The 16,295-nt window shown below is 71.2% G+C and carries 18 protein-coding genes; 16 read left to right on the forward strand and 2 right to left on the reverse strand.

Going from position 1 to position 16,295, the window contains the following annotated elements:
* Nucleotides 1–5 precede the first annotated feature (5 nt).
* The 5 genes from truA to glmM all read left to right on the forward strand — a co-directional run bounded on the left by truA (nucleotide 6) and on the right by glmM (nucleotide 4,165).
* Nucleotides 6–851, forward strand: coding sequence for a tRNA pseudouridine(38-40) synthase TruA (truA, locus tag B0B14_RS13980; RefSeq protein ID WP_076682969.1), 846 nt, complete (start codon nucleotides 6–8; stop codon nucleotides 849–851).
* 77 nt (nucleotides 852–928) lie between these two features.
* Nucleotides 929–1,621 carry an endonuclease/exonuclease/phosphatase family protein gene (locus tag B0B14_RS13985; RefSeq protein WP_076682971.1) on the forward strand — a complete coding sequence of 231 codons (693 nt, stop codon included), beginning with the start codon at nucleotides 929–931 and terminating at the stop codon, nucleotides 1,619–1,621.
* Nucleotides 1,622–1,825: 204 nt separating this feature from the next.
* Entirely contained in the window at nucleotides 1,826–2,272 is a 447-nt protein-coding gene (rplM, locus tag B0B14_RS13990) for a 50S ribosomal protein L13 (RefSeq protein WP_076682973.1), read from the forward strand.
* A gap of 28 nt (nucleotides 2,273–2,300) precedes the next feature.
* Entirely contained in the window at nucleotides 2,301–2,786 is a 486-nt protein-coding gene (rpsI, locus tag B0B14_RS13995; RefSeq protein ID WP_076682975.1) for a 30S ribosomal protein S9, read from the forward strand.
* A gap of 17 nt (nucleotides 2,787–2,803) precedes the next feature.
* Nucleotides 2,804–4,165, forward strand: a complete 1,362-nt coding sequence (glmM, locus tag B0B14_RS14000) for a phosphoglucosamine mutase (protein WP_076682977.1) — start codon at nucleotides 2,804–2,806, stop codon at nucleotides 4,163–4,165.
* 28 nt (nucleotides 4,166–4,193) lie between these two features.
* Here glmM and B0B14_RS14005 read toward each other — a convergent pair whose 3' ends face one another.
* Nucleotides 4,194–5,126 (reverse strand): Ppx/GppA phosphatase family protein, encoded by a 933-nt coding sequence (locus tag B0B14_RS14005; RefSeq protein ID WP_076682979.1) that lies wholly within the window; start codon nucleotides 5,124–5,126, stop codon nucleotides 4,194–4,196.
* 71 nt (nucleotides 5,127–5,197) lie between these two features.
* Here B0B14_RS14005 and coaA point away from each other — a divergent pair, with 71 nt between their 5' ends.
* The 9 genes from coaA (at nucleotide 5,198) to B0B14_RS14050 (ending at nucleotide 12,948) form a co-directional block, all read left to right on the forward strand.
* Nucleotides 5,198–6,160: a type I pantothenate kinase gene (coaA, locus tag B0B14_RS14010; protein WP_076682981.1), complete on the forward strand. Its 963-nt coding sequence runs from the start codon at nucleotides 5,198–5,200 to the stop codon at nucleotides 6,158–6,160.
* A gap of 54 nt (nucleotides 6,161–6,214) precedes the next feature.
* On the forward strand, nucleotides 6,215–8,068 hold the full coding sequence (glmS, locus tag B0B14_RS14015; protein WP_076682983.1) for a glutamine--fructose-6-phosphate transaminase (isomerizing): 1,854 nt from the start codon (nucleotides 6,215–6,217) through the stop codon (nucleotides 8,066–8,068).
* Nucleotides 8,069–8,135: 67 nt separating this feature from the next.
* Complete coding sequence (locus tag B0B14_RS14020) at nucleotides 8,136–8,492, forward strand: holo-ACP synthase (RefSeq protein ID WP_076682985.1); 357 nt, start codon at nucleotides 8,136–8,138, stop codon at nucleotides 8,490–8,492.
* Nucleotides 8,489–9,613: an alanine racemase gene (alr, locus tag B0B14_RS14025; protein WP_179085336.1), complete on the forward strand. Its 1,125-nt coding sequence runs from the start codon at nucleotides 8,489–8,491 to the stop codon at nucleotides 9,611–9,613. The genes B0B14_RS14020 and alr overlap by 4 nt, the downstream gene beginning before the upstream one ends.
* Nucleotides 9,610–10,113, forward strand: coding sequence for a tRNA (adenosine(37)-N6)-threonylcarbamoyltransferase complex ATPase subunit type 1 TsaE (tsaE, locus tag B0B14_RS14030; protein ID WP_076682987.1), 504 nt, complete (start codon nucleotides 9,610–9,612; stop codon nucleotides 10,111–10,113). The genes alr and tsaE overlap by 4 nt, the downstream gene beginning before the upstream one ends.
* A gap of 42 nt (nucleotides 10,114–10,155) precedes the next feature.
* Nucleotides 10,156–10,824 (forward strand): tRNA (adenosine(37)-N6)-threonylcarbamoyltransferase complex dimerization subunit type 1 TsaB, encoded by a 669-nt coding sequence (tsaB, locus tag B0B14_RS14035; RefSeq protein ID WP_076682989.1) that lies wholly within the window; start codon nucleotides 10,156–10,158, stop codon nucleotides 10,822–10,824.
* On the forward strand, nucleotides 10,821–11,318 hold the full coding sequence (gene rimI / locus B0B14_RS14040) for a ribosomal protein S18-alanine N-acetyltransferase (RefSeq protein ID WP_076682991.1): 498 nt from the start codon (nucleotides 10,821–10,823) through the stop codon (nucleotides 11,316–11,318). Before tsaB ends, rimI begins: the two co-directional genes overlap by 4 nt.
* Entirely contained in the window at nucleotides 11,315–12,394 is a 1,080-nt protein-coding gene (tsaD, locus tag B0B14_RS14045) for a tRNA (adenosine(37)-N6)-threonylcarbamoyltransferase complex transferase subunit TsaD (RefSeq protein ID WP_076683587.1), read from the forward strand. Before rimI ends, tsaD begins: the two co-directional genes overlap by 4 nt.
* A gap of 143 nt (nucleotides 12,395–12,537) precedes the next feature.
* Nucleotides 12,538–12,948 (forward strand): DUF4190 domain-containing protein, encoded by a 411-nt coding sequence (locus tag B0B14_RS14050; RefSeq protein WP_083710625.1) that lies wholly within the window; start codon nucleotides 12,538–12,540, stop codon nucleotides 12,946–12,948.
* A gap of 12 nt (nucleotides 12,949–12,960) precedes the next feature.
* Here the strand turns inward: B0B14_RS14050 and B0B14_RS14055 are convergent, their stop codons facing one another.
* A complete protein-coding gene (locus tag B0B14_RS14055) occupies nucleotides 12,961–14,151 on the reverse strand; it encodes a THUMP-like domain-containing protein (RefSeq protein ID WP_076682995.1) in 1,191 nt (396 codons plus the stop codon).
* Between the two features lie 191 nt (nucleotides 14,152–14,342).
* Between B0B14_RS14055 and B0B14_RS14060 the strand changes: the two genes are divergently transcribed.
* Both B0B14_RS14060 and B0B14_RS14065 read left to right on the forward strand, forming a co-directional pair.
* Nucleotides 14,343–15,221, forward strand: coding sequence for a hypothetical protein (locus B0B14_RS14060; RefSeq protein WP_076682997.1), 879 nt, complete (start codon nucleotides 14,343–14,345; stop codon nucleotides 15,219–15,221).
* Nucleotides 15,222–15,305: 84 nt separating this feature from the next.
* Nucleotides 15,306–16,202: a hypothetical protein gene (locus B0B14_RS14065; RefSeq protein ID WP_076682999.1), complete on the forward strand. Its 897-nt coding sequence runs from the start codon at nucleotides 15,306–15,308 to the stop codon at nucleotides 16,200–16,202.
* The last annotated feature ends 93 nt before the right edge of the window (nucleotides 16,203–16,295 follow it).

The raw sequence follows: 16,295 nt of genomic DNA on the forward strand, positions 1-16,295 counted from the left end.
GGGCCGTGCGCATCCGCTTCGACATCGCCTACGACGGCACGCATTTCCGCGGATGGGCGCGCCAGCCGGGGCTGCGCACGGCGCAGGGGTCGCTCGAGGATGCCCTTGCCCGGGTCCTCGGGGGCGATCCGAGGCTCGTGGTCGCCGGACGCACGGATGCGGGCGTGCACGCCTCGGGCCAGGTCGCCCACCTCGACCTCGACGACGCTCAGGCTGAGCGACTGCTCGAGAGCAGCGGACGCGGGGGAGAGGCCGACCCCGTCGCGCGCCTCGCCGCCCGCGTGCGCGGTGTGCTCGGCGCCTACGCCGATGTCACGGTGCGCTCGACCGCGCGCGCGCCGGAGGGGTTCGACGCGCGGTTCTCGGCGGTCTGGAGGCGGTACGAGTACCGCCTCGCCGACGGCGTCTCCGGGTACGACCCCCTCGAGCGGCTGCGAACCACGACGGTGCGGGGTTCGCTCGACGTCGAGCGGATGGATGCCGCGGCACGCTCGCTCATCGGCCTCCACGACTTCGCCGCCTACTGCAAGCCGCGCGACGAGGCCACGACGATCCGGACGCTCCTGGACTTCGACTGGCATCGGGATGCCGGCGGCATCCTCGTCGCCCACGTCCGGGCCGACGCGTTCTGCCACAGCATGGTGCGCGCGCTCGTCGGCGCGTGCGCCGCGGTGGGCGGAGGGCGCCTCGGCGTCGACGACGTCGCAGCGATCCGCGACGCGGGTCGGCGCGTTCCCGAGGTGACGGTGCTCGCGGCGCGCGGGCTCACCCTCACCGAGGTGGGGTATCCCGCCGACGATCTGCTCGCCGCCCGCGCCGATCAGACACGCGCTCGGCGCGAGGCCGATTGAGAAGTGCGTAGGCATTTGCTCCGCGTGTGCCGAGAGGTCACCCGCACGAAACACGATCGCCCTAGGCTTGCTGTGACATGAGGCTCATCTCGTACAACCTGCGCAAACACCGTGCCGCGACCGAGCTCGCGGGACTCGTCGAGCGGCACAGCGCCGACGTGCTGTGCCTGCAGGAGTGCGATACGACCGACATCCCCGACACCATCTCGGGGCTCCGGCTCGCCGACGCGACGCAGCGCAACCGACTCGGGCTGGCCGTGTACTACCGCGAGAACACGTACCGTGCGCTCGAGGTCCGCTCGCTCGCCCTCAAGAAGTCGCTCCACGACCGGGTGCTCAAGCCCGCGGAGGAGCGGCTGCTCGGCGTGCGGCTGCACGACATCGACCACGGCACCGACCTCATCGTCGCCTCGTTCCACGCGGCGCCGCTCACGGCTCTCAATTCGCTGCGCCGGCACCAGATCAAGGCGGCGCTGACCGAGCTGCAGGACCTCGGCACCGGCATCCCGATCATCATGGTCGGCGACTACAACTACCCCGTGTTCAAGGAGAACCTGGGGCAGAAGGTGCGCGAGCAGGGCTACGAGCTGTCGCTCAGCGACGCGCGCACCTACACCCGCTACCGCTTCTTCCGCGGCCACTACGACTTCGCGACGTCCGTGGGCTTCGAGATCGACAAGGTCCGCACGCTCCCGCAGGGCCTCAGCGACCACCTGCCGATCCTCGTGACGGCTCAGGTGGCGAAGGATGCCACGGTCGGCGCCGCCTGACGCACCGCCGCGCCGATCCCGCGCGAGACCTCGGTTTGGCCGCGGCATCCGGATGCCGTAGACTCGCTCTTTGGTGCGTGCGCCCTGCTGGCCGTGCACCGCGAACGTGAGCCCTCCACTGGCGTGTTCCCCGCCCTCGGCGCGAGAACCACCCCGGAGCGGGATTCACGAACACCTCCGTTCGAACAAGAAAGCAGCACTACTGTGACGCGCACATACACCCCCAAGGCCGGTGAAGTCACCCGCGAGTGGCTCATCATCGACGCCACCGACGTGGTCCTCGGACGCCTGGCCTCGCACGCGGCGACGCTCCTCCGCGGCAAGCACAAGCCGACCTTCGCGAACCACATCGACACCGGTGACTTCGTCGTCATCATCAACGCCGACAAGGTCGCCCTGACGGGTCAGAAGCTCGAGCAGAAGAAGGCGTACCGCCACTCCGGCTACCCGGGCGGACTCAAGTCCGTCACGTACGACGAGCTCCTCTCGAAGAACCCGGAGCGCGCGGTCGAGAAGGCCGTCCGCGGCATGCTGCCCAAGAACAGCATCGGCCGTCAGCAGCTCTCCAAGCTCAAGGTGTACCGCGGTGCGGAGCACCCGCACGCGGCGCAGCAGCCCAAGACGTACACCTTCGACCAGGTCGCCCAGTAAGCGCCGCTCAGACTAAGGACACACTCTCGTGGCGAACATCGAAGACACCAACGAAACCCCCGAAACCTACTCGACGGAGACCCCGGTCGACCAGGAAGCGGTCGCTGTGGAGCGCCCCGTCCTCTCGGTCCCCGGCGCAGCCGTCGGCCGCCGCAAGGAGGCGATCGCCCGCGTGCGCCTCGTCCCCGGCACCGGCGTCATCACCATCAACGGCCGCACGTTCGAGGACTACTTCCCGAACAAGCTGCACCAGCAGCTGGTCACCGACCCCTTCACGGTCCTCAACCTGACCGACGCGTACGACGTCATCGCGCGCATCTCGGGTGGTGGCCCTTCGGGTCAGGCCGGTGCGCTGCGTCTGGGCATCGCGCGTTCCCTCAATCAGATCGACGAGGAGAACAACCGCCCGACGCTCAAGAAGGCCGGATTCCTCTCGCGCGATGCTCGCATCAAGGAGCGCAAGAAGGCCGGTCTCAAGAAGGCCCGCAAGGCGCCTCAGTACTCGAAGCGCTAAAGAGCGAGTCGAACCCGATGCCGCTGTTCGGCACGGACGGCGTGCGGGGGCTGGCCAACGGCCCCCTCACCGCCGACCTCGCTCTCACCCTGGCCCAGGCGACCGCCGTCGTCCTGGGCCAGGGCCGTACGGCCGAGGCTCGTCGAGCCGCCGGCAAGCGGCTCACGGCCGTCGTCGCGCGCGATCCGCGTATCTCGGGTGAGTTCCTCTCGGCCGCCGTGTCGGCCGGCCTCGCGTCGTCCGGCGTCGACGTGCTCGACGCCGGAGTCCTTCCGACGCCGGCCGCGGCGTTCCTGATCGCCGATCGCGACGCCGATTTCGGTGTCATGGTCTCGGCGTCGCACAACCCCGCGCCCGACAACGGCATCAAGATCTTCGCCCGCGGCGGTGTCAAGCTCCCCGACGAGGTCGAGCAGCGCATCGAGACCGCGATGGCCGGGCCCAAGCTCCAGCCCACCGGTCCCTCGGTGGGTCGCATCCGCGTCTTCGCCGATGCGGAGGACCGCTACGTCATCCACCTGCTCGGCTCGCTGCCGCACAGCCTCGACGGCATCCACGTCGTGCTGGACTGCGCGCACGGCGCGGCATCCGGAGTCTCGCCCGAGACGTTCCGCGACGCCGGCGCGCGCGTCACGGTGATCGGCGCCGATCCTGACGGACTCAACATCAACGACGGCGTCGGCTCGACGCACCTCGACCAGCTGGCTGCGGCCGTGCTCGCGCACGGAGCCGACGTCGGCATCGCGCACGACGGCGACGCCGACCGCTGCCTCGCGGTCGATGCTCAGGGCGAGATCGTCGACGGCGACAAGATCATGGCGATCCTGGCCGTCGCGATGAAGGAGCGCGGGCACCTCAAGGACGACACGCTCGTCACGACGGTCATGAGCAACCTCGGACTGCATCGCGCCATGGCCGCCCACGGCATCCATGTCGAGACGACCGGGGTGGGCGATCGCTACGTGCTGGAGCGCATGAACGAGGGCGGCTTCTCGCTCGGCGGCGAGCAGTCCGGCCACGTCATCATGAGCGAGTACGCGACGACCGGCGACGGCCTGCTCACGGGCCTGCACATCGTCGCCGAGATGGCGCGGCAGGGCAAGACGCTGGCCGAGCTCGCCTCGATCATGACCGTCTATCCGCAGGTGCTCATCAACGTCAAGGGCGTCGACCGCTCGCGCGCGGCCACCGACGACGGTGTCGCCGCCGCGGTCGAGGCCGCGTCGGCCGAGCTCGGCGATTCCGGGCGGGTGCTGCTGCGCCCCAGCGGCACCGAGCAGCTCGTGCGGGTGATGGTCGAGGCCTCCGACGAGGAGGCCGCGCATCGCATCGCCGGCGAGCTGTCGGCCGTCGTGCGGGAGCGGCTCGCGCTCTCCTGAGGGAAGCGCCCCCGGGCCTCGCCCGGGATCAGCCCCAGCTCAGCGACTCGATGTAGCGCAGCAGCACGCCCTCCCGCAGCGCCCACGGGCTCACTTCGAGCTCGTCGACCTTCAGCTCCGTCATGGCTGCGTGCAGGACGACGGCGCCCGCGACGATCTGGAACGTGCGGTCGGGTGTGATGCCCGGAAGCTCCTGACGGGCGGATGCCGGGATGCGCGCGAGCCGCGGGATCCACGACCCGAGAGCAGCGCGCGGCAGCACCATGCGCTCGATGCCCGACCAGCCGGGCATGGGGTAGCCGGCCAGCTTGGCGAGCGATCGAATGGCCTTCGACGACCCGACGACGTGATCGGGGCGCGGCTCGGCGGCGAACCGCTCGGCCACCGGCGCGATCACCGCGCGGGCGTGGGCGCGCAGGCGCTCCACCGCCTCCTCGCCCGGCGGATCGTCGTGCAGGAACTCCACCGTCGTCCGTCCGGCGCCGAGGGGCACGGATGCCGCGGCATCCGGAAGCTCGTCGGAGCCGATCGCGAGCTCGAGCGAGCCGCCGCCGATGTCGAAGAGGAGGATCTGCCCGGCCGACCATCCGAACCACCGGCGCACGGCGAGGAACGTGAACCGCGCCTCCGACTCGCCGCCCAGCACCTGCAGCTCCTGGCCGAGCGCCGCTTCGATGCGCGCGATGACTTCGGCGCCGTTCCGCGCTTCGCGCACCGCGGAGGTGGCGGTCGCGAGCAGTTCGTCGACGCTCTCGGCGTCGGCGACCCTGCGGGCCTCCGCGACGGCGGATTCGAGGGCGCGGACGCCCTCCTCGGAGATCGCGCCGTCCGGCTCGAGGTAGCGCATGAGACGCAGCGTGGTGCGCTTGCTCGTCGCCGCCTGCGGCCGACCACCGGGCCGGGCCTCCGCGACGAGGAGGTGGACGGTGTTCGAACCGATGTCGAGGACTCCGAGGCGCACGGGCTCAGCGTATCGGCGCGGGGACCGTTCCCGTGCGGACCTCGCGGTGCGCGCCCGCTACGATGGGCGCGATGTCCCACGACGTGCCCGCCGATGACGCCCGCACCCCTCTCGACCCGCAGCTGTATCGCGAGATCGACCGGGGGGAGTGGGCTCGCCTGGCTGCCGGCATCCCGGCGCCCCTGTCCGAGACCGAGGTCGTGCAGATCCGCGGACTCGGCGATCGCCTCGACCTCGCCGAAGTGCGCGAGGTCTATCTGCCGCTGAGTCGTCTGCTGTCGCTGTACGCACAGGCCAACAAGAGCCTCGGCGTCGAGACGAGCGCGTTCCTCCAGGAGCCCGACACCACGACGCCCTTCGTCGTCGGCGTCGCGGGATCGGTCGCCGTCGGCAAGTCGACGATCGCCCGCCTGCTGCGCGAGCTCATGAGCCGGTGGCCGGGGACGCCGCGGGTCGAACTCGTCACGACCGACGGCTTCCTCTACTCCAACGCCGAACTCGAGCGGCGCGGGCTCATGCAGCGCAAGGGATTCCCCGAGTCGTACGACCGGCGGGCCCTCGTGCGGTTCCTCACCGATGTGAAGAGCGGGGCGCCCGAGGCCCGTGCGCCGTTCTACTCGCATCTGCGCTACGACATCGTCCCCGACGCGCACGTGACCGTGCGACGCCCCGACGTCGTGATCGTCGAGGGTCTCAACGTGCTCCAGCCGCCGCCGTCGCCCAACGAGGTCGCCGTCAGCGACCTGTTCGACTTCTCGATCTACGTCGACGCGGAGTCGAGCCACATCACGGAGTGGTTCCTCGAGCGCTTCCTCGCCCTCAAGCGCGGCGCGTTCTCGAATCCGAACTCGTTCTTCAACAACTTCGCGCACATGAGCGACGAGGAGTCGGTCGCGTTCGCGCGGGGAGTGTGGGAGTCGATCAACCTCCCCAACCTCGAGGAGAACGTGCTGCCGACCCGGCACCGGGCGACGCTCGTCCTCCAGAAGGCCGCGAACCACGCGGTCGAGCGGGTGCTGCTGCGCAAGCTCTGACCGCCCGACATTCGTTCGGACTCCTCGCATAACCCGACGCCTACCATTGACGGCATGTGTGGAATCGTCGGATACGTGGGTCCTCGCGACAGCCAGGCCATCCTCCTCGCCGGACTCGCCCGGCTCGAGTACCGCGGCTACGACTCCGCCGGCATCGCCGTGATCGACGCCGACGGAGATCTCGAGCTCCGCAAGCGCGCCGGCAAGCTCGCCGTCCTGCGCGACGACCTCCAGGCCCATCCGATGCCCGACGGCACGACCGGTATCGGTCACACCCGCTGGGCGACGCACGGCGGCCCGACCGACGCCAACGCGCACCCGCACCTGGCCGACGACGACAAGCTCGCCGTCATCCACAACGGCATCGTCGAGAACTACGCCGACCTTAAGGCCGGCCTTCTCAGCGACGGCTACACGTTCCTCAGCGAGACCGACACCGAGGTGGCGGCGGTGCTCCTCGGGCACGAGTACCGCGCGAACGGCGGCGATCTCGAGGGCGCCTTCCGCACCACGGTGAGCCGCCTCGAAGGCGCGTTCACCCTGCTCGCGCTGCACGAGGACCACCCCGGGCTGGTCGTCGGCGCCCGCCGCAACTCGCCGCTCGTGATCGGTCTGGGCGAAGGGGAGAACTTCCTGGGCTCGGATGTCGCGGCCTTCGTCGAGCACACGCGCAACGCCCTCGCCATCGGCCAGGACCAGATCGTCGCGATCACGCCGGCGGCCGTCACGGTCACCGACTTCGACGGCGACCCGGTCGAGGTGGAGCCGTTCGAGGTGACGTGGGATGCCGCCGCCGCCGAGAAGGGCGGATGGTCGAGCTTCATGGCCAAGGAGGTCTCGGAAGAGCCCGAGGCCGTCGCGAACACGATCCGCGGTCGCATCCGCGACGGCGCCGTGGCGATCCCCGAGCTCGACGGCCTCGACGACCTCTTCCGCGACATCACGCGCATCATCGTCATCGCCGCCGGTACGGCGGCGTACGCCGGCATGGTCGGCAAGTACGCCCTCGAGCAGTGGGCGCGCATCCCCGTCGACGTCGAGCTCGCGCACGAGTTCCACTACCGCGACCCCGTGATCGGGCCGAACACGCTCGTGGTGTCGATCTCGCAGTCGGGCGAGACGATGGACACGCTCATGGCGGTGAAGTACGCCCGCGAGAAGGGCGCCCGCACGCTGTCGATCTGCAACACGCAGGGCGCCACGATCCCGCGCGAGTCCGACGCGATCGTCTACACCCACGCCGGTCCCGAGGTCGCCGTCGCGTCGACCAAGGCGTTCGTCGCGCAGATCACCGCGCAGTACCTGCTGGCCCTGCACATCGCCGCCGTTCGCGGAACGCTCCCGGCGAACGAGATCGCCGACAGCCTCCGCGAGCTCGAGGCGATCCCCGCCAAGATCCAGCACATCCTCGACACCGAGCAGGAGCGCATCGAGCAGTTCGCGCACTGGATGGCCGACACGCGCTCCGTGCTGTTCCTCGGCCGCCACGTGGGCTACCCCATCGCGCTCGAGGGTGCGCTCAAGCTCAAGGAGATCTCGTACATCCACGCGGAGGGCTTCGCCGCGGGCGAGCTCAAGCACGGCCCGATCGCGCTCATCGAGCCCGGCCAGCCCGTCTTCGTGATCGTGCCCTCCCCGCGCGAGGCGGCACTGCTGCACTCGAAGGTCATCTCCAACATCCGCGAGATCCACGCCCGCGGCGCGCGCGTCATCGCGGTGGCGGAGGAGGGAGACGCCGCCGTGCTCCCCATCTCCGACGAAGTGCTGCACGTCCCCATCGCCGGCCCGATCTTCCAGGCGCTGCTCACCGTCGTGCCGCTGCACATCTTCGCGATGGGCCTCGCGACGGCGAAGGGCCTCGACGTCGACCAGCCGCGCAACCTCGCCAAGTCCGTCACGGTCGAGTGAGCGCGTCGCCGCGATAGGGTGACGGATGCCGCGGCCCCGGGCGGGGTCCGGCCATCCGGGAGGACACATGATCGTCGGGATCGGCGTCGACCTCGTCGACATCCCGCGCTTCGAGCGCACGATCGAGCGCACCCCGCGACTGCTCGAGCGTCTCTTCTCGCCCGCCGAGCGCACCCTCGCGCCGCGGTCGCTCGCCGCCCGCTACGCCGCGAAGGAGGCGCTCATCAAGGCGCTCGGCGGATCGGACGGCGTGCACTGGACCGAGATCGAGATCACCCCCGAGGCATCCGGGCGTCCGTGGTTCACGCTCACGGGGTCGACGGCCGACGCGGTCGCGGACAAGGGCATCACGTCGCTGCACCTGTCGATGTCGCACGACGCGGGGCTGGCGACCGCCTACGTCATCGCGGAGGCGACACCGTGAGCCGGGTGCCCGACGGCGTGCTGCGCGAGGCCGTCATCGACGTCGCGGCGATCACCGAGAACGTGCGACACCTGCGTCGCCTGACCGAATCCGAGGTCATCGCCGTCGTGAAGGCCGACGGCTACGGGCACGGTGCCGTGCGCTCCGCCGTCGCCGCCCTGGCCGGAGGGGCCACCCGCATCGGCGTCGCCGACGTGCAGGAGGCGCTCGCGCTCCGTCGCGCGGGCATCACGGCCCCCGTCGTGGCCTGGCTCCACGCACCGGGAGCGTCGTTCGCCGAGGCCGCGTCGGTGGGCGTCGAGCTCGGGATCTCGAGCTTCGACCAGCTGCTGCGCGCGGCGGCCGCGGCATCCGTCGACCGTCCGGTGGGCGTGCACCTCAAGCTCGAGACGGGTCTCGGGCGCAACGGCATCGCCCCGGAGGACTACCGCGTCGTGTTCGCCGAGGCGGCGCGACTGGAGCGCATCGGAAAGCTCCGCATCGTCGGCCTGTTCAGTCACCTGTCCAACGCGTCGGCCGACGACGACCGGGCGGCGCTGCGGGTCTTCCACGACGGCATCGCCGCCGCCGCCGCGCTCGGCATCGCACCGCCGCTGCGGCACATCGCGGCATCGCACGCGGCGCTCGACCTGCCCGAGTCGCGGATGGGCTGCGTGCGCCTCGGCATCTCGATCTACGGCCTCTCCCCGTTCGACGACCGGTCTTCGGCCGACCTGGGACTGCGCCCGGCCATGACCCTGCGGGCGCCGGTGGCGGCCGTGCGACGCGTCCCGGCCGGACACGGCGTCTCCTACGGCTACGACTACCGCACGGAGCGCGAGACGACGCTGGCGCTCATCCCGCTCGGCTACGCCGACGGAGTGCCGCGCAGCGCATCGGGCCGCGGGCCCGTCGCCGTCGGAGGCAAGCCGTTCGCCGTCGCCGGTCGGATCGCGATGGACCAGTTCGTGGTGGACGTCGGCGACCACCCCGTCGCGGTGGGCGACGAGGCGGTGCTCTTCGGCGACCCGACGCTCGGCGTGCCGGGCGCGGAGGACTGGGCGGATGCCGCGGGCACGATCGACTACGAGATCGTCACCCGCATCGGGCCCCGCGTGCCGCGGCGGCAGGTGTCGGGATGACAGGCCTGGACGACCTGGTCGGTCGGCACGTGATCGATTCGCCCGCCGACATGGAGGAGTTCGGGCGGCGCGTCGGCGGGATGCTGCGCCCCGGCGACCTCCTCGTCCTGACCGGCTCGCTCGGCGCGGGCAAGACGACGCTCACCCGCGGGATCGCGGAGAGCCTCGACGTCCGGGGGCGTGTGCAGAGCCCGACGTTCGTGATCGCCCGCACGCATCCGTCGCTGCACGGCGGCGCGCCGCTCGTGCACGTGGACGCCTACCGGCTGGGGACGTCGGGCGAGCTCGACGATCTCGACATCGACTTCGCCCGATCCGTCGTCGTGGCCGAGTGGGGCGCGCCTTTCGCGGCCGCCGTGGCCGACACGTGGTGGGAGATCGAGCTCGACCGGGAGTGGGGCGGCACCGGGCTCGACACCGCCTGCGGCGGCAGCGGACCGGCGGCCCGCGAGCTCGACGCCGACGCACCGCGGCTCGCGACGGTGACGCGCCGGCCGTAGCGCCGACGCCGCGCCTTCCGGCCGCCGGATACCCTGGATGACGTGATCCTCGCCCTCGACACCTCCGTCGGCACCGCCGTCGCGGTCGTCGAAGAGGACGGCGTCGTGCGCGCCGACCTCGCCAGCGCGAACGCGCTCGGTCACGCGGAGGTCATCGGCGATCTGCTCGTGGCCGCCCTCGGCGAGGCATCGCTCGGGCCCGTCGGCACGACGAGCGCGCCGGAGCCGGTGGTGATCGCCCGCGTCGCGATCGGCATGGGGCCGGGTCCGTTCACGGGTCTCCGGGTCGGCATCGCCGCCGCGCGCGCGTTCGCCCTCGGCCGCGGCATCCCGGTCGTCCCCGTCGTGAGCCACGATGCGTTCGCGCTCGGCATCCTGCTCGCCGATCCCTTCGCCGACGTGCCGCGCTTTGCCGTCGTGACGGATGCGCGTCGTCGCGAGTTCGCCTACACCGTGTACGAAGGGCTCGACGACGACGGCCTGCCGGTGCGCGTCACCCAGCCCGCGCTCATCCCGCGCGACGACCTCGACGCACGCCTCGCCGCGCTCGGTGCCGAACGACGCGACGCGCTCGCGATCCCGGCGTCGATGATCGGCGTCGCCGCGGCCCGTGCGGTCGCCGCGGGGCGCGAGGTCGGTCCGCACGACGCGCTCTACCTCCGCTCGCCCGACGTGACGATGCCGGCGGGTCCCAAGCGGGTGACACCGTGACGCTGCGCACCGCCACCCCCGACGATCTCGAGGCGATCATGGCGCTCGAGCGCGCCTCGTTCGTGAACGACGCGTGGTCGGAGGCGATGATGCGCGAAGAGCTCGCGTCACGCCACTCCCGCTATGTGATCGACGAGGAGGCCGGTCGCCTCGTCGGCTACGCGGGGCTGCGCGCGCCCGCAGGCGCCAAGGACGCCGACATCCAGACGATCGCCGTCGCCGAAGCGGCGCGCGGGCGGGGGAGAGGGCGTGTCCTGCTCGAAGCCCTGCTGAGCGAGGCATCCGCCCGCCGCGCGAGCGACGTCTTCCTCGAAGTGCGCGCCGACAATCCGGTGGCGGAGAAGCTGTACGCGTCCGAGGGGTTCGTCGAGGTGGGTCGCCGCCCGCGGTACTACCAGCCCGACGACGTCGACGCGATCGTGATGAAGCTCGACCTGGCCGCGTGGGCGGCGGCGCGCACGCCCGCGCCGGATGATGCCGGAGCGTGCACGTGAGCGCCCGCGAACCCCTCGTGCTCGGCATCGAGACGAGCTGCGACGAGACCGGCATCGGCATCGTCCGCGGCCGCACGCTCCTGAGCAACACGATCGCCAGCAGCATGGACGAGCACGCCCGGTACGGCGGAGTCGTGCCCGAGGTCGCCGCGCGGGCGCACCTCGAAGCCCTGCAGCCCTCGATCGCCGCCGCACTGGCCGAGGCCGGCGTGACGCTCGCCGATCTCGACGCCGTCGCCGTGACGTCGGGTCCGGGTCTGGCCGGGGCGCTCATGGTCGGCGTGGGCGCGGCGAAGGCGCTCGCGGTGTCGCTGGATGCCCCCCTGTACGCCGTCAATCACCTCGTCGGCCACATCGCCGCCGACATCCTCGACCCGGAGGCGCCGGCGCTGGAGTACCCGACGGTCGCCCTCCTGGTGAGCGGCGGGCACACGTCGCTGCTTCTCGTGCGCGATCTGACGACGGATGTCGAGATGCTCGGCGAGACGATGGACGACGCGGCCGGCGAGGCGTTCGACAAGGTCGCGCGACTCCTCGGCCTCCCCTACCCGGGGGGTCCGCAGATCGACCGGGCGGCGGCGACCGGCGACCCGCACGCGATCCGCTTCCCGCGCGGGCTGTCGCGCGCGTCCGACATGGCCGCGCACCGCTACGACTTCTCGTTCTCGGGGCTCAAGACCGCCGTCGCGCGCTGGGTGGAGCAGCAGCAGGCCGCGGGCGCCGACATCCCGATCGCCGACGTGGCGGCGTCGTTCCGCGAGGCGGTCGTCGACGTGCTCGTCACGAAGGCGCTCGACGCGTGCGCGCAGTACGGGGTGCCCCGGCTCCTCCTCGGCGGCGGCGTCATCGCCAACCGCCGGCTGCGCGACGTCGCGATCGAGCGGGCCGCCGCGGCCGGTGTGGAGGTGCGCATCCCGCCGCTCTCGCTGTGCACCGACAACGGCGCCATGATCGCCGCCCTCGCCTCCGAGCTCATCATGTCGGGCCGGCGGCCGTCGACGCTGGGCTTCGGCGCGGACTCGACGCTTCCCGTGACGGAGATCCAGGTGGCCGAGAGAGAGGCGGCCGGCGCATGAGCGAGCCGCTGCCGCCCACCGAGCCGCTCCGGCGCGATGCGCGTCCGCCGTCGCCGGGGACGCCTGCGTCCGCACCGCCTGCGTCCGCACCGCCTGCGTCCGCACCGCCTGCGTCCGCGCCGCCTACGTCCGCGTCGCCGACCGTGCCGGAGATCGCCCTGGAGCCCGCCCTGCCCGGCGTGCACCGTGGAGGCTTCACGCGCCTGCCCACCGCGCCGCTCGACATCACGGTGCAGTCCGCGCCAGAGGAGCCCAGCGGCGCCTACGACCCCGAGATCGCGGCGCAGTGGCTCGTGCCGCCGCCCGCTCCGCCCCGGCGCGGGCTGGCCTCGTGGGCGCTCGTGTTCTCGATCGCCGGGGTGCTCGTGTCGCTCTTCGTCGGCTGGGGATTCCCGATCGGCATCGTGGGCGTCGTCTCGGCCATCCTCGCCCTGCGACGCCCGCTCGAGAGCCGTGGGATGGCGGTGTGGGCGCTCGTGCTCGGGGTGCTGTCGATCGTCTACAGCATCGGCTGGCTGCTCTACGCGGCGTCGCGCGCGAGCCTGTTCGGCTGAGGCGCCCTCTGCTCAGCCGACGCGGTCGGCGAGCACCGCGAGCCGCTTGTTCCCGACCCGGGTCAGGAGCAGCGTCGCCTCCTCGTCGCCGCGGAGCTTGAGCTTCGTGCGCAGCACCGCGGGGTCGACATCCACCCCTCGCTTCTTGATCTCGAGCCGCCCGATCCCGCGGGCGCGAAGCAGCTTCGAGAGCGCCTTCACGTCGGACGGCACGACCTCGCGCACGCGGAAGGACTGCACGAACGGGCTCGTGAGCGCGGAATCCGACGTCAGATACGCGATGCGCTCGTCGAGCATGCCGGCCTCGAGGGCGCGGGCGACGTCGCCGATGAGGCGGGCCCGGATGACCGCGCCGTCGGGCTCGTGCAGGTAGGCGCCGAGCTCGCGCACCGGGGCGTCCTCGGCATCCGTCGCCGCCGTCAGCTCCCACGACGCACCCCCACGGACGACCAGGGCTGCGCGGCGCACGTCCGCGCGGGCGAGCACGCCCGACCACACCACGAGCTCGATCGTCGAGCCGTCGGCGCTCACCCACTGCGCCTCGACGTCGTCGGGCAGCAGATCGCGGTCCAGACCCGGTCCGAGCTTGATCCCGACCGGACGACGTGCGGCGAGGGCGAACACCCACTCCAGCGGCGGCGACCACTCGGCGTGCCCGGTGCGCGCGGTCTCGCCGTGTCCGGCCGTCCGCCGTGCGGGGTCGAGCCAGACGGCGTCGACGCCGGAGACATCCGTGTCCTCCGCCGTCGCGGTCCGCACGCTCACCGCATCGCCGAAGGGCGCGAGGTTGTAGGCGGCGATCGCGGCCGTCACCTCGTCGGCATCCACCGCCTGAACGCGCAGACCGAGACCGGCGAAACCGAGCGCGTCTCCGCCGATGCCGCAGCCGAGGTCGGCGACGGAGGAGACTCCGGCCTCGCGGAAGCGCGCGGCGTGCCGGGCGGCGATCTCCATCCGCGTCGCCTGCTCCAGTCCCGCGCGGGTGAACAGCATCCGTTCGGCGAACGGTCCGAACTTGTCGCGCGCGCGGTGGCGCAGACGCGCCTGGCCCACGACCGCCGTCACGAGGTCCGGGGAGCGACCGTCGGCCCGCAGCCGCGACACGGCACGGGCGACGTCGCCCGCCGACTCCAGCGGCGGAAGGGCGTCGAGCAGGCGCAGGGCCTCCGGAGTGAGGAGTGCGGCGAGCTCCGAAGGTGTCACCACGTCAGCCTAACGGCGCCCCCGACCCCGTGCGGGGGAACCCCCTAGTCCCCGGGGGGAGGCGCACCGAGAACCCCGCACGCCCCCTCCGATCCTGCGGAGTCGTCCCCGATGCGCCGCTCCGAGCCCGCTTCTAGCGTGAAGTCACATCACTCAACGTCGGGGACCATCCCCGGGATCGGGAAGCGCTCATGGACAACATCGAGATCGACGACTACAACGAGTCGTTCAACACCGGCGTCTGGGGCTCGGGCAACTCCGAGACCACCACGACGACGACGAACCTCGGCTACGCGGCCGACGGCTCCTTCAACACCGACGAGTCGACCAACGACAGCGGCAACCTCGACCTGGGGATCGCCGACTCGTTCAACCAGGACTCGAACGACACCACGACCGACATCACCGACTCGTGGAACGACTACTCCGACAACTCCGTCGACGACCACAGCGACAACTCGGTCAACGACTCGGGCAACGACAACTCGACCGAGTCGACCACGGACTCCTACAACTCGTGGACGGATGCCTCGGTCGACGACCACTCGGTCAACGTGGGCATGCGCTCCTACAACACCGGCTTCGGCGACGTGTCGCTCGGCGGCGGTGCCGCGGGCGCGGCCGGCGGCGGCGACACGATGGTCAACAACCAGAACACCATCATCGACCAGTCCTTCAACGCGGCCGGCGGTGCGGGCGGCTGGGGCGGCAGCAGCGCGATCGTCGCCTCGGGCGACGACTCGATCGCGGCGGGCAACGACGTCAACCTGTCCACGCATGTGGACTACTCGACGAACATCTCGTCGGCCGAGGGCGACGTCAACCTCAACAACGAGACCGTGACGACGAACGTCGTCGGCTCGTACAACGAGTGGACCGACTCCTCCAGCTGGGAGGACAGCTCGACCCACACGTCCGTCCAGGACTCGTGGAACGACAACTCCGAGTCGTACACGGCGACGGACTCGTTCAACGAGACCACCGACCTGTGGGAGAGCTCCGAGATGAACCTCGACCTCGACTCCATCGTCGACAGCCACGACGCGGCGATCGCCGACTTCGCGGGCTGACCCACCTGCCCGGCCGTCGCTGCGACGACGCGCGGCGGCCGGGCACCTCCTCCGATCCAGACATCCAGCCAGAAAGCGACGGCCATGCCCGAATACACCGAGAACGACTTCGACGACTCGTTCAACACGCGCGTCCGTGAGTCGATGAACACGACCACCACCACCAACAACTCCACCCTCGCCGTCGACCTCGACGACGTGGGCAACACCGACGCCTCCGTCAACGACAGCGGCAACGTCACCGCCGGCCTCGACAACGTCGGCAACGTGGACTCGCACGACAGCTCGACGGGCATCGACGGCTCGTACAACGACTGGTCCGACAACTCCGTCGACGACCACAGCGACAACTCCACGAACGACTCGGGCAACGACAACTCGAGCAGCTGGATCGAGGGCTCGTACAACTCGCACCTCGACGAGTCGGTCGACGACCACTCGATCGACGTCGGTGCGCGGGAGTACAACACCGGCTTCGGCAACCTCACGCTCGGCGGGGGCGGCGGAGGCGGCGGCGACGTCTGGGTCAACAACCAGAACACGATCGTCGACCAGTCCTTCAACGCGAACGTCGACGGCTGGGGCGGATACGAAGGCGGCAGCTCGGCGGTCGTGGCATCGGGCAACGGAGCCATGGCGGCCGGCGGCGACCTCAACCTGTCGCAGGTGACGGACCGTTCGACGAACTTCACCGCCCAGGGCGACGTGAACGTCGGCAACGAGACGCGCACCACCAACATCGTGGACTCGTACAACGAGGAGACCGACGCCTCGTCGTGGACCGACAGCTCGACGCACCTCGACGTGTCGGACTCGTACAACGACGAGTCGGCGAGCTACACGGCCGAGAACTCGTTCAACGACGAGCTCACCTCGCAGTCGGAGAGCACGTGGGACATCGACGCCGACGTCATCTGGGGCAGCGAGGACGTCGCGATCGTCGACGCCCCGATGACCGACATGGCGTTCGACGGTTCCTGATCCCATCCGATCGGGCCATCGGCACCGAACCACCTGTGCAGGCGGTGACCCCGGGGGTTTCCCCGGAGTCGCCGCCTTCACCGTGCCGGCAGC

Origin of the sequence: Microbacterium sp. RU33B (assembly GCF_900155915.1) — a bacterium.
Classification (GTDB): domain Bacteria; phylum Actinomycetota; class Actinomycetes; order Actinomycetales; family Microbacteriaceae; genus Microbacterium.

Excerpts from the sequence above, each read along its gene's own strand:
- B0B14_RS14065 (WP_076682999.1), top strand. The coding sequence starts at position 15,306 with ATGCCCGAATACACCGAGAACGACTTCGACGACTCGTTCAACACGCGC.
- B0B14_RS13985 (WP_076682971.1), top strand. The coding sequence starts at position 929 with ATGAGGCTCATCTCGTACAACCTGCGCAAACACCGTGCCGCGACCGAG.
- glmS (WP_076682983.1), top strand. The coding sequence starts at position 6,215 with ATGTGTGGAATCGTCGGATACGTGGGTCCTCGCGACAGCCAGGCCATC.
- tsaE (WP_076682987.1), top strand. The coding sequence starts at position 9,610 with ATGACAGGCCTGGACGACCTGGTCGGTCGGCACGTGATCGATTCGCCC.
- B0B14_RS14020 (WP_076682985.1), top strand. The coding sequence starts at position 8,136 with ATGATCGTCGGGATCGGCGTCGACCTCGTCGACATCCCGCGCTTCGAG.
- glmM (WP_076682977.1), top strand. The coding sequence starts at position 2,804 with ATGCCGCTGTTCGGCACGGACGGCGTGCGGGGGCTGGCCAACGGCCCC.
- B0B14_RS14060 (WP_076682997.1), top strand. The coding sequence starts at position 14,343 with ATGGACAACATCGAGATCGACGACTACAACGAGTCGTTCAACACCGGC.
- coaA (WP_076682981.1), top strand. The coding sequence starts at position 5,198 with ATGTCCCACGACGTGCCCGCCGATGACGCCCGCACCCCTCTCGACCCG.